The 12,225-nt window shown below is 58.2% G+C and carries 9 protein-coding genes and 1 tRNA gene; 2 read left to right on the forward strand and 8 right to left on the reverse strand.

Annotation, left to right across the window (positions count from 1 at the left end):
- Positions 1-91: 91 nt before the first annotated feature.
- The gene (locus tag AACY49_RS19085; RefSeq protein ID WP_258698774.1) at positions 92-553 is read right to left on the reverse strand and encodes an Lrp/AsnC family transcriptional regulator; all 462 of its coding nucleotides are present in this window, start codon (positions 551-553) and stop codon (positions 92-94) included.
- Between the two features lie 126 nt (positions 554-679).
- On the opposite strand from AACY49_RS19085, the gene AACY49_RS19090 reads away from it, so the two are divergent.
- Entirely contained in the window at positions 680-1,324 is a 645-nt protein-coding gene (locus tag AACY49_RS19090) for a peptidase M41 (RefSeq protein WP_258698775.1), read from the forward strand.
- A 98-nt stretch (positions 1,325-1,422) separates the two neighbouring features.
- Here AACY49_RS19090 and AACY49_RS19095 read toward each other — a convergent pair whose 3' ends face one another.
- The 3 genes from AACY49_RS19095 to AACY49_RS19105 form a co-directional block, all read right to left on the reverse strand.
- Positions 1,423-2,232: a DUF3037 domain-containing protein gene (locus AACY49_RS19095; protein ID WP_339525735.1), complete on the reverse strand. Its 810-nt coding sequence runs from the start codon at positions 2,230-2,232 to the stop codon at positions 1,423-1,425.
- The gene (locus AACY49_RS19100; protein ID WP_258698777.1) at positions 2,229-2,972 is read right to left on the reverse strand and encodes a HipA family kinase; all 744 of its coding nucleotides are present in this window, start codon (positions 2,970-2,972) and stop codon (positions 2,229-2,231) included. Before AACY49_RS19100 ends, AACY49_RS19095 begins: the two co-directional genes overlap by 4 nt.
- 282 nt (positions 2,973-3,254) lie before the next feature.
- Positions 3,255-3,551: a DUF3077 domain-containing protein gene (locus AACY49_RS19105; protein WP_339525736.1), complete on the reverse strand. Its 297-nt coding sequence runs from the start codon at positions 3,549-3,551 to the stop codon at positions 3,255-3,257.
- A 454-nt stretch (positions 3,552-4,005) separates the two neighbouring features.
- On the opposite strand from AACY49_RS19105, the gene AACY49_RS19110 reads away from it, so the two are divergent.
- The gene (locus tag AACY49_RS19110) at positions 4,006-4,191 is read left to right on the forward strand and encodes a hypothetical protein (RefSeq protein WP_320393124.1); all 186 of its coding nucleotides are present in this window, start codon (positions 4,006-4,008) and stop codon (positions 4,189-4,191) included.
- Positions 4,192-4,254: 63 nt separating this feature from the next.
- Here the strand turns inward: AACY49_RS19110 and AACY49_RS19115 are convergent.
- The 4 genes from AACY49_RS19115 to dnaG form a co-directional block, all read right to left on the reverse strand.
- Positions 4,255-4,331 (reverse strand) — tRNA-Ile (locus AACY49_RS19115).
- A 15-nt stretch (positions 4,332-4,346) separates the two neighbouring features.
- Positions 4,347-8,093 carry a bifunctional diguanylate cyclase/phosphodiesterase gene (locus tag AACY49_RS19120; protein WP_339525737.1) on the reverse strand — a complete coding sequence of 1,249 codons (3,747 nt, stop codon included), beginning with the start codon at positions 8,091-8,093 and terminating at the stop codon, positions 4,347-4,349.
- Positions 8,094-8,215: 122 nt separating this feature from the next.
- Positions 8,216-10,063, reverse strand: a complete 1,848-nt coding sequence (gene rpoD, locus AACY49_RS19125; protein ID WP_258698783.1) for an RNA polymerase sigma factor RpoD — start codon at positions 10,061-10,063, stop codon at positions 8,216-8,218.
- 67 nt (positions 10,064-10,130) lie between these two features.
- Positions 10,131-12,098 carry a DNA primase gene (gene dnaG / locus AACY49_RS19130; RefSeq protein ID WP_339525738.1) on the reverse strand — a complete coding sequence of 656 codons (1,968 nt, stop codon included), beginning with the start codon at positions 12,096-12,098 and terminating at the stop codon, positions 10,131-10,133.
- Positions 12,099-12,225 lie beyond the last annotated feature (127 nt).

The following is a 12,225-nucleotide window of genomic DNA, read 5'->3' on the forward strand; positions in this document are numbered from 1 at the left end:
ATGACGATACATCGCTACACACTGCCCGGTGTGGGAGCGAGCCTGCTCGCGATGAGGCCCGATCAGACAATCAAGAGTTATCGGTTGAAACTCAAACCGGCTGCCCCCGATCAATCTTGCTACTCAAGATGATCGACGTCGTCGTCTTCTCCACCCCATCCACACTGCCAATCTGATCCAGCAACTGATCCAGCTGCTCTGGCGAATCGGTGCGCAACCACGCCACATAGTCAAACTCGCCACTCACCGCGCACAGCTGCTGCACCTGAGCCATGGCGCCAAGACGCCGCAGCACTTCCTTGCCAGACCTCGGTTGCACCGTAATCCCCACGTACGCCTGCAACCCGCCATCTATCACGCGCTGACCCAGGCGCACACCGTAACCGGTGATCACCCTGGCCTTTTCCAGCCGCGCCAGGCGCGAAGTGACGGTCGTGCGGGCAATCCCCAATTGCCGGGCGAGCATGGCCACGCTTTCACGGGCATTGATCTGCAAGGCCGCGATCAATTGGCGGTCGATTTCGTCGAGAACGGGCGGGCGAGTGTCAGGCAAAGGTCGTCTCCAGCGGCACAGAGCAAGGGCCAAGCATGTTACAGGCACTCCACCTCAATTGGATGGACACAAACGGTCACTCGTAGTCGAATGCGCAACCAGGGACTGTGAAGCGAGAGGATCGAAATGAAGAGCATGCCTGCTGCTCTGCGAGACTATGCACTGCAGATTGCGAATCACGAAATGGCGCACTACGTCGTAGCCCGAGCCCTGGGCTTTGAAACCGGTGATGTGACCCTGAAAGTCACCGTGGCCTTGACCCACCATGGTGGGAGCTCCATTACCTTGACGCGGTCAATTTCGTCGATCGAAGCCATGAAGGAACATTTGGAAGCCCGGATGATGGTCCTCTTCGCCGGAGCGATGGGGCAGACATTACCTCCAAAGCATTCGCCCGAGAAACACGTCGATGAGCCGAAAGCGGGAGCCATCCTGAAAGGAGAGTTTGGAGCGGAACAGGATTACGCAAAAATAAGAGAGTTGCGGTACCTGCTTCGAAATATCTCCTACCCCGATACGGATCCAGCGTCGTCCGAGAGCATCATTGCTGAGCTGACAGAAATTAATGATCGCTTGTGGTTACGCACTCAAAAAATCGTAGAGGCATTGGCCGATACGATTACTGGATTGGCAGGGCTTTTGGTAGAGCGCATGGTCATCGCGGAGCAGTGGGGTAGGCCGGCGGATACGTATGAGGTTGTGTTGACGGGGGAAATGCTTGAGCGGTCGCAGCCGGTGCAGGCCATTCCCGCGTTGAGTGTTTGGGCGTAAACACCCAGAACGCCATCGGATGCGTTTCGGGCAGGTCGCGGTGCAAGCACCTTCACCACATCATCAATCGCCGCTTTGCCTATCGCCGCCAGATGAGACTACTGAGCGTAGTTCTGCGCGAAAGCGGCAATTGCCTGCGTAGCCTGGAAGTCGACCAACTGCAGACCGCGCTCCTGGATGCTGGTCTTGGCAAGCTGCACCGCTTTACGGTGGCGGGGCGATTCATTCTCGGCGGGAGTGCTGACAGGGATTAGTACGTTTTTTAGTTGAATAATCCCTTCTTGTTCGGCGCGTACGAACTTCATCAGCCACTGATCGCAGTGGTCGAGTATCGCGCTTGGTTCGGCCTGATCAAAAGCCAATGGTTTGATAGCGGCCACTACCTCGTTTCGGTGAACCAAGGGCAGGTGCAGTTTGGTCAAGTCGCCGATCAGGGTGTCATCACGGAAATTGCGGATCGATGCTTCCGAGAACATGGTTCGAATTTCTCGAACCATGAGCTCTTCGCGACGATCACGCCCTATGCCTTGGCGTTCGATATAGCGGCTATATAGCATTCCGAGGGCCGCGTCGAAGTTTTCCACCAATATTGAGCGCATGGGGCTAAAGCGAATCAGTGACTCCTTCGGCTCGGTCAGGAAACGAAAGTGGTTAACGATCTGCGACTCTTGGGCTTCTGTTGTCATGAGGCGAACGTTATCCAATTCATTCTGGGCAATTTCCATGGCCTTGGCGAATAGGTTGCTGCACTCGAAGAAATGATTGACCCGTTTCAGGTTTTTACGGGCGAGCCTGTACTCCATGCGCCCTATGGCTGGAGCCGAGAGAACGATGCCGACATTGGCAAATTCTTCGGTTTCGGCAAAAGGCGCGAAGCGCACGATGCTGTAAAGGCAGGTGTATTTCATTGCAGGACGCTCCAGAATTCGTCCGATTGGCAGAGCATCAGGTTACTTTTGATTTCTTCGAGCAGAATGTCGAGCCCCGGTTTGCCGATGGATTCACACCATTCATCGGGAATGTCCAAGCATAGGTCACGAAACCGCATAGCAGTGTCGTGCATCCGCTGGCCGTATTCAACTTTGTCGACCAGATCCAGCTGCCATGTCCGATTGCTTGGGCCAAACACATGGCTTTGTGCGAATTTTTGAGCATCCAGCGGCCATTTGAACGCTTGATTGTGATCGATCAGCTGCAGCTGATTGTCGAGGCCGCACATCAGTAGGTTGGGTCGGCCGCCGAATGGCCCTAACTGACGATCACCGTTACCTACCCAGTAATCAAAGATGAAGACGGCTTTTTGCAGGTCGCTTGGAACCTGCTGTACTTGCGAATACAACATATCTGCAGCGTCCGCGACATAGGCTAGGGCGTAGCTATCTCCAGGCCCAAGATCGTTTCGTGCTTCCAGGTTGTAGCGCAGTAGGGCTGGGTCAATATAGATATAGCCATGCTCGGGGATCGGTAAGCCGAATTGAGCTGCCAGCCGGGCGCAGAGCAGCTCGGCAATCCGCTCGGTGGGCGGTAATTCCAATCCCTTGGCCACATAGTGCTTGTCATTGCTGGCTCGGCACAGAAAGGGGCGCGTGATGCCTCCCTCCAGTCGCCGGATGATCTCAACCGCTTCGATGTAGTTACCCACGGCCATTACCGGTTCCCTTATAAATCAGCTTGCCAGACGATACTGGTCTACATTGTGCTGCACCACGCCCCGCAATGTTTTTTTAGGAGAATTGCGTAGGTAAGATCCGTACGTGAAATCGGTAACACATTCGGAATACTCTGCTGCATTTACAAGAAGCCCTGATGCGAAAGCATCGGGGCTTTTTGTTGTCTCTCAAACGGATTTGCCCGCGTTAACATTTTTAGGATCTAGCGCACCCAGGGCTTTGTACCGCATGCACCGGTGTATTTCACAGCTTATCAACCGCTATTCCTCGGACTCCGTCGCCGTCCGGACAGGTCGCGGTGTCAGCACCTTCACCACATCATCAATCACCGCTTTGCTCATCGCCGTCAGGTAGTGTGCGGTCCACGCGTGGCGGTCGGTGTCTTTTGCGTAGGCTGCGTCTTCGGCAAATGATTTGGCGAGGGATAGCAGGTCGGAAGCTTGAGTCAATGCGTCGACGATGGGGACGCCAGCACTGACGTGAAACAGTGGCTGATCCGAGTGGTATATGAGCGGCGTGAAGCCGATGGTTTTCAGTTCTGCAGTTGTTTTGCTCATTGTGCGCTCCTTAACTCGAGGAGCTGCCGCATTCGTTACCACACGAATGGGTGGCAGCTGTACGCAGGGTGGTAAACCGGGAGTCAAGGAACCGGCAGACCCGAAGGTCTCCCACGCACAGCCGCCATAACACAGGATTGCAGGCGTAAAAAACGCCTGAAGTCGTGATGGGGGCGCTGTTGCGCTTAGCCTCGCCGGGTTACCACACCCAATCGCTACATTGGCAGCGACGTCCGGAGAGTATCCCGTCGAAGAAAAGCCCAACAAGGCGGCAAAGTGCCCAAATGCGCCCATTACGCAATTCTCGGAGTTTGCCTACAACCTTGGCGGGCGTCATCCGATAACCCACCGTCCGCGCAAAATATAACCTGGACGGCAGACAGGAAAAATGACGCACGACCCGCCTCGGAGCAGTGCACAAGGCGCGACCCGAGCTCCGACAGGGTGACGCAGTATGTCCATACCTCCCACAACTCAAGCCAATATTGAGCAGTTGCACCGAGACATGGTCGCCTTGGCCGAAGACATGCGTATCCCGGCCCCCACCGTGACCCGAGCGATCCTGTTGCCGTTTGGACTCGGCGCTGCGCTGGCTCTGGTGGCTTTTGTTGTCGTCGCCTTAGTGGCTCGGTTGGTCTGATCTCTTTGCCCAAACATCAATCTCAGAAAGCCAAAAGCCGCGTATTTACGCGGCTTTTTTGTTTGGTGGGCCCACACGGACTTGAACCGTGGACCAAAGGATTATGAGTCCTCTGCTCTAACCAACTGAGCTATAGGCCCTCAGTAGGCCGCGGATTATAGCGACGGTTTCTCAGCTGTGCTATCCGAAAAGTCTGAAATAGCTATACGAAGAAACGTCGCGGCGAATTCGTCGGGGCAAAGCGGCAGGCTGACGATGTAGCCCTGGATCTGTTCGCAGCCTTCGGCGGTGAGGAATTGTTGCTGGGCCTGGGTTTCGACGCCCTCGGCGATGACGGTGAATTGCATGCTGCGGCCCAGGGCGATGATCGCGCGCACAATCGCCGCGTCGTGCGGGTCGTCCGGCAGGCCGCGGACGAAGGACTGGTCGATCTTGAGGATGTCCAGCGGCAGGCGTTTGAGGTAGCTCAGGGACGAATAGCCGGTGCCGAAGTCGTCGATTGCCAGTTGCACGCCCAGGCGTTTGAGTTGGTGCAGCACCGCCAGTGCTTCTTCGGCCTGGCTCATGATGAAGTTTTCAGTGATCTCCAGTTGCAGGAGGTCGGGTTTGAGGCGGTTGTCCTTGAGCAATTGCTCGATCCGGCCAAGCAGGTTCGGTTGGCGCAATTGAGCACCCGCGAGGTTGACCGAGAGCGGGCCGAGGCACTCATAGACCTGATTCCATTCGTACATCTGCCGGCAGGCGGTCTCTAGGACCCAATCGCCGATTTGCAGGATCATGCCGTTTTCTTCGGCCAGGGGAATGAAGTGCTCGGGTGGCACATCGCCGAAGGTGGGGTGATGCCAGCGAATGAGGGCTTCGGCGCCGACCAGTCGATGATCGTCGAGACTGATTTTGGGCTGGTAGTACAGAAACAGCTCATTGCGCTCGATGGCCCGCCGCAGTTCATGTTCCAGCGCCACGCGCTCGCTGGCCTGGGCGGTAAGGTCGCGGGTGTAGCTTTCAACCCGGTTACGACCCTTGGCCTTGGAGCGATACATGGCGGCGTCGGCGTTTTTGATCAGTGTGGCAACGTCGCCGCCGTCCTTGGGATACAGGCTGGTGCCGATGCTCGCGCTGATGAAAAACTCGTGTTCGCCGGCCTGGAAGGGGGCGGCGAAGCAATTCAGCAGCTTGGTGGCAATGTTATCGGCATCGCTGGACTGTTGCAGGCCGGGGAGCAGGATGATGAATTCGTCGCCACCCAGGCGCGCCACGGTATCGATATCGCGCAACTGCTCCTTGAGGCGCACGGCGATGCCTTTGAGCAGCAGATCGCCGACCGGGTGGCCGAGGCTGTCGTTGATGTGTTTGAAGCGGTCCAGGTCCAGGAACAGCACCGCGCCCTGGCCGCCGTTATCCTGCTGGCTGTTCAACGCGGTCAGCAATCGACTTTCGAACAGCGTGCGGTTTGGCAGGCCGGTCAGCGGGTCGTGGTGCGCCTGGTAGTCGAGTTTGGCCTGCGCGTGCTTGAGACTGGAAATGTCCGCGAACACCGCAACAAAGTGGGTGATGGATTTGTCCCGGTTGCGCACCGCGCTGATGGTCAGCCAGCTCGGGTAGAGCTCGCCATTCTTGCGCCGGTTGGAAATTTCGCCTTGCCAATGACCTTCGGCCGTCAGTTGATGCCACATCGCCGCATAAAATGCGCTGTCGTGCAGGCCCGAGGCGAGCAGGCGAGGGGTGTGGCCCAGTGCTTCTGTCTCGCTGTAGCCGGTGATTTCGGTGAAGGCACGATTGACCGCGCTGATGTGTTGTTGGGTGTCGGTGATCAATACACCCTCGGCGGTGCTTTCGAACACCGTCGCGGCCTGTTGCAGCTTCTCCTGCATCAAGTGCCGTTCGGTAATGTCCCGGGCAATGGTCAACATGCAGTCTTCATCGCCGATGGGCAGCGGACGGCTTGAGACCTCGCAGAGCCGGATCTGCCCGTCGTTGCGGCGGATGTGGCAACTGAAGTCGCGGACAAAACCATCCCGGTGCAGCAGCTCGAGCATCTGTTTGCGTTCGTTGAGATTGACCCAGATTCCCAGGTCCAGGGCTGAGCGATCCACGGACATCGCGCTGTTGAAGCCGGTAATGCGACTGAAGCCTTCGTTGACCTCCAGCAGCAGGCCGTCGCTCTGCCGGGACAGCAGCAAGCCGTCGGGGGAGGCATGAAAGGCCTTGGCGAATTTCTCTTCGGAGGTTTGCAGTTGTTGCTGGGTTTCCTTGAGCTGACTGATGTCGCGCACGACGACCACCAGGGCCGGGGTCGTATCGAGATCGAAAGGTTCGGCGGAAATCAGGCCGGTAAACACTTGGCCATTGCTGCGGCGAAAGGGCATCTCCAGGTTGCGGATGCTGCCGGCCTGCAGCCGCTGCAACAAACCCGGCCCCACGTCATGCACGCCCCAGATGTTCAGGTCGGTGGCGGTGTGGCCTATGACCTCTTCGGCCTTGAGGCCGATCTGTTCTTCGAACGCTTCGTTGACCTCCAGCAGGCAGCCGTCGGAAAGCCGCGCAATGACCAGAATATCCGGGCATTGCTGGAACACCGAGGCGAATTTCTGTTCCGACAGGCGCAGCGCCTCTTCGGTGCGCTTGGCTTCGCTGATGTCGATCATCAGCCCACGCAATACCGGCTCATGGCCGTGCTCGATCAGGCTGACGATATCGCGTACCCACAGGCAGCGGCCGTCAGCGGTGATGACCCGGTAATCGACACTGTGGTCGCGCCCGGCCGCCACTTCACGGTCGCAGAAGGTCTGGGCCCGAGTCAGGTCCGCGGGGTGGATGATGTTGCGCCAGAAGCCCGGAATCAGCCAATGGGACAGGGGATAACCGAGGAGGTCCTGGGCATGGGGTGACACGTAGCTGTAGGTGTAATCGCTGATCTGCGCTTCCCAGGCGATGGCTGAAAGGCTCTCCACCAGCCCGCGGTAATGGTATTCGCTGCTGCGCAGTTCCTGTTCCAGATCGACCCTGCGGGCAATTTCCGAACTCAGTCGGCGGTTGATCCGGATAACCACTGCCAGCACGATCATCAGAAGCAGTAATCCTGGCAGGCCGTAAATCAGCACATCGGACCAGAAGGTCCGATGATCCAGGACGCTACCGACCCAATGTTCCTGGATGGCACTGATTTCACTCGGGCTCATGTCTGCCAGGACTTTGTCCAGGATACTGACCAACAGCTTGTTGTTCGGGGGCACGGCCATCGCCAATTGATAGCGATAGGGTGTTTCACCGCTGACGTAGAGCCCGTCGAGCTTGAGCTGACGCAGGCTCCAGACGCTGGAGGCGAGATCGCCCACGACCGCGTCCACTTCGTCGGTGGCCAGTGCCTGCAGCGCCGAGCTGACGTTGGGCATCGCCACCAGATTCAGGTCGGGATGGTGGGTGCGCAACAGTTCATGGGGGGCGTAGTTTTCCACCACAGCGATCTTCAACCCGTACAGGTCGTCGAGTTTGCGCGGTTGGGGGCCTCCGATATGAGCCAGAATGACAATCGGAAAGTCCAGGTAGGGGCGGGTGAACGACAGATACGTCTGGCGCTCGGGGGTCGACATGATGCCCGGCAAGATGTCTAGCTTGCCTTGTTTGGCCTGCTGCAAGACTTCAGTCCAGCTGACCGGTTCGATGGGGGTGAGTTTGATGGCCAGCCGTTGCCGGATGACGTTGATATAGTCCGCTGCCAGGCCCTGATAACGCCCCTGTTCGTCACGAAATTCAAACGGCGGCCAGGACGCGTCGACACCCAGGCGCAATTCCGGGTGAGCCGCCAGCCAACCACGTTCTTCGTCGGTCAGAGTCAGCGCGCCAGCCGTTGCGGTCCAGGTCATCAGCGACAGCAAAAAAAGCACGGTCGACCATCTGGGCATAACGGTCTCGTTATGGCTTGGGGGAATGTTTCGAGTGTAGACGGGCTATTCGGCGGGAGGGGGTCGCGGGGCATTTAATCTGCATAAAGCAAAACCCCCGGCCTGGGCCGGGGGTTTTGTAATCACTCGTCGAGGAAGGAGCGCAAATGCTCGCTTCTCGTCGGGTGGCGCAGCTTGCGCAGCGCCTTGGCTTCGATCTGACGAATCCGTTCACGGGTCACGTCGAACTGCTTACCAACCTCCTCGAGGGTGTGGTCAGTATTCATGTCGATACCGAAACGCATGCGCAGAACCTTGGCTTCACGGGCAGTGAGGCCAGACAGGACTTCGCGAGTCGCTTCTTTAAGGCTCTCAACAGTGGCGACATCGATTGGCGACTGCATGGTCGAGTCTTCGATGAAGTCACCCAGATGGGAGTCTTCGTCATCACCGATCGGGGTTTCCATGGAGATCGGCTCTTTAGCGATCTTCAATACCTTGCGGATCTTGTCCTCAGGCATTTCCATGCGTTCGCCCAGCTCTTCCGGGGTCGGTTCGCGACCCATTTCCTGCAACATCTGCCGGGAAATACGGTTGAGCTTGTTGATCGTCTCGATCATGTGCACCGGAATACGGATGGTGCGGGCCTGGTCGGCGATCGAGCGAGTGATCGCCTGACGGATCCACCAGGTGGCATAAGTCGAGAACTTGTAGCCGCGGCGGTATTCGAACTTGTCTACCGCTTTCATCAGACCGATGTTGCCTTCCTGGATCAGATCGAGGAACTGCAGGCCACGGTTGGTGTACTTCTTGGCGATGGAGATCACCAGACGCAAGTTCGCTTCGACCATCTCTTTCTTCGCGCGGCGGGCCTTGGCCTCACCGATCGACATGCGACGGTTGATGTCCTTGATCTCGGCGATCGTCAAACCGGTTTCGGTTTCCAGCGCGGTCAGCTTCTGCTGGCAACGAATGATGTCCGGCTGCAGGCGACCAATGGCTTCAGCGTATTTGCTTTTGCCTTTGGCCAGTGCATCGCTCCAGCTTTCGTCGACTTCGTTACCCGGGAACTGGCGCAGGAAGTCGGCACGCGGCATGCGGGCATCACGAACGCACAGTTGCATGATCGCGCGCTCTTGCTGACGCAGACGATCCAGGGCACTGCGAACACGCTCGACCAGGCCTTCGAATTGCTTCGGCACCAGTTTGATCGGCATGAACAGCTCAGCCAGGGCCAACAGCTCGGCAATCGCTGCCTTGTTGTGGCGACCGTGCTTTTTCAGCGCCTTGCGGGTGATTTCCATCTGGTCGGCGACAGCGCCAAAGCGCTGTGCGGCGATGACCGGATCCGGACCGCTTTCGGCTTCTTCTTCGTCATCGCTTGCTTCGGCGTCATCGTCGTCGGTGTCGTCGGCAGCTGGAGCGGCTTTCGGGTCGACAGGCGGTGGCACTTCGGCTGCAGGCGGCGCAATGCCGTCGTCCGGGTCGATATAACCGCTCAGGACGTCGGACAGGCGGCCACCTTCGGTGGTGACGCGAGTGTACTCGGAGAGAATATGGTCAACCGTGCCAGGGAAGTGCGCGATTGCGCCCATCACTTCGCGGATGCCCTCTTCAATACGCTTGGCGATTTCAATTTCGCCTTCGCGTGTGAGGAGCTCTACCGTACCCATTTCACGCATGTACATGCGCACTGGGTCGGTGGTGCGACCAATGTCGGTCTCGACCGCTGCCAACGCTGCTGCTGCCTCTTCGGCCGCGGCTTCGTCGGTATCGGCGTCGGCCAGCATAAGGGAATCCTTATCTGGCGCAACCTCGAATACGTTGATCCCCATGTCATTGATCATGCGGATGATGTCTTCCACCTGTTCCGGATCTGAAATATCCTCCGGCAGGTGGTCGTTGACCTCCGCGTAAGTCAGGTAGCCCTGCTCACGACCAAGTGTGATCAACTCTTTGATACGAGACTGCTGTTGCGCTTTTCCGGACATAACACCCTATCCACTGAAGGTCTTGGCGGGCAAAAAACAAGCCGAGGATTATACCTGAGCTATGACCTCACGCGCCAGTTGAGGTCGGGCTTGATGCGGAAACATTGCGACTTAAAAGGTCGCGCAGTTGGTTTTTCTCTTCGGTACTCAATTCGCTTTGACGCGCTTTTCGAAGAAGTTGTTCCAGGTTTCGCTCGCGTTGGCGGGCTGACAAGCTAGTAATGGTGTCGAAAAACTGTTGTTCAAGGTTATCTCCATCAATCAGCCATTCCTTTTCTGCCAGCGCTCTGAGCAGTCGGCCCTGTTCGGTGCCGTGCCAGCGCGCAATTAACTGAAATGAGTTTAGCTTGGGATTCTTCTGTACGGCTTCGAGCAGGGCGACCAGCAGTTGCGTGTTGGTATGGTCTTCGGCTGCGAAGTGCCCGGCGTCTTCGACTTTTTCGGCCAGTTGCGGGTGATGCAGCAACGTGCGCAAGGCCGCCAGGGTGGGTGGCTCTACAGCGGCCGGTACCCGTGGCGCGCGAGGCTGATCGCGATCGCCGCCGCGCTTGCCATTCTTGTCCCAGGGCTTCTTGTCCCATTTTTTGCCGCCTGCGCCGGGTTTCTTCGGCGTCCATTCCTGCTGCGGCACATACATCTCTTGCGCCTGCGGCTGATGGTAGTCGCTGTAATCCGGCATGGCATCGTAATCGATGCCCGGGTCGTACGCCGGCGGCGCTTCCTGGGGCGCGCTGTGCACCAGCTGGCTCACGGCTTCGCCGCTTAGACCGGTAATTTCGGTCAGGCGCTGACGCATCAGGATGCGCAGGTTGGCTCCTGGGACTTTGTCGATCAGCGGCGAGGCGAGGGTGGCCATGTGGGCCTTGCCTTCAAGCGAGCGCGGGTCCGATTCCTCGGTAAGCTGTTGGAAAAAATAATCGGCCAGCGGCTGGGCGTGCTGATTGATTCGCGCGCGGAAGGCGTCAGTGCCCTCGGAGCGGACCAGGGTGTCCGGGTCTTCACCCTCGGGCAGAAACAGAAAGCGCGCCCGGCGCCCGTCCTGCAGGCACGGCAGGGCAGCTTCCAGTGCTCGCCAGGCGGCATTTCGGCCGGCCTGGTCGCCGTCGAAGCAGAACAACACGCTGGGCACGACGCGAAACAGGCGCTTCAAGTGCTCTTCGCTGGTGGCGGTGCCCAGGGTGGCGACGGCATTGCGCAGGCCTTGCTGGGCGAGGGCGATGACGTCCATATAGCCTTCGACGACGATGATTTCGTCGAGGTTGCGATTGTTCTTGCGCGCCTCATAAAGGCCGTAAAGTTCCTGGCCTTTATGAAAAACCGGGGTTTCCGGTGAGTTCAGGTATTTCGGCTTGTCATCGCCCAATACCCGGCCGCCGAAGGCAATGATGCGCCCGCGACTGTCGCGGATCGGGAACATCACGCGATCGCGGAAACGGTCATAACGCTTGCCGGTTTCGGCGTTCTCGATCAGCAGGCCGGCATCGATCATGGCTTTTTGTTGCAGGGTGTCGCTGCTCAGATGTTTGAACAGATTGTCCCAGCCGGGCGGGGCAAAGCCGAGGCCGAAGTCCCGGGCGATCTCGCCGGTCAGGCCGCGACCTTTCAAGTAATCCACAGCGGCTTTGCGCGCTGGATGGCTTTTCAGGGCCTGGCGGTAAAAGTCGGCAGCGGCGGTGAGCAGCGGATACAGCGGCGAATCGGTGGGCTGCCGCGGCTTGTGCGGTCGGCCGCTTTCTTCGCGGGGAATTTCCATGCCGGCGGCTTTGGCCAGCTCTTCGACAGCCTGGGGGAAGTCCAGGTTGTCGTGGTCCATGATGAAGCCGAGGGCATTGCCGCCAGCGCCGCAGCCGAAGCAGTAATAGAACTGTTTGTCGGGGCTGACGCTGAAGGAAGGGGTTTTCTCTTTATGAAACGGGCAGCAAGCGGTGTAGTTCTTGCCGGCTTTTTTCATTTGCAGGCGCGAGCTGACCACGTCGACGATGTCGGTGCGGTTCAGAAGGTCGTCAATGAAGCTCTGGGGAATTAGCCCGGCCATGGCGTTCTCGTCATCTGCGCTGAAATGGACCCAAAACGAAGGGCGGCCGAACGCGGGTCGTTGTTTGAGGTGCACAAGGTGTGCGGCTCGACCGGTGTCGTCTGCGTAATCGCTGTCGGGAAGTGTA

It is taken from the genome of Pseudomonas sp. EL_65y_Pfl2_R96 (assembly GCF_963970905.1).
Taxonomy (GTDB): domain Bacteria; phylum Pseudomonadota; class Gammaproteobacteria; order Pseudomonadales; family Pseudomonadaceae; genus Aquipseudomonas.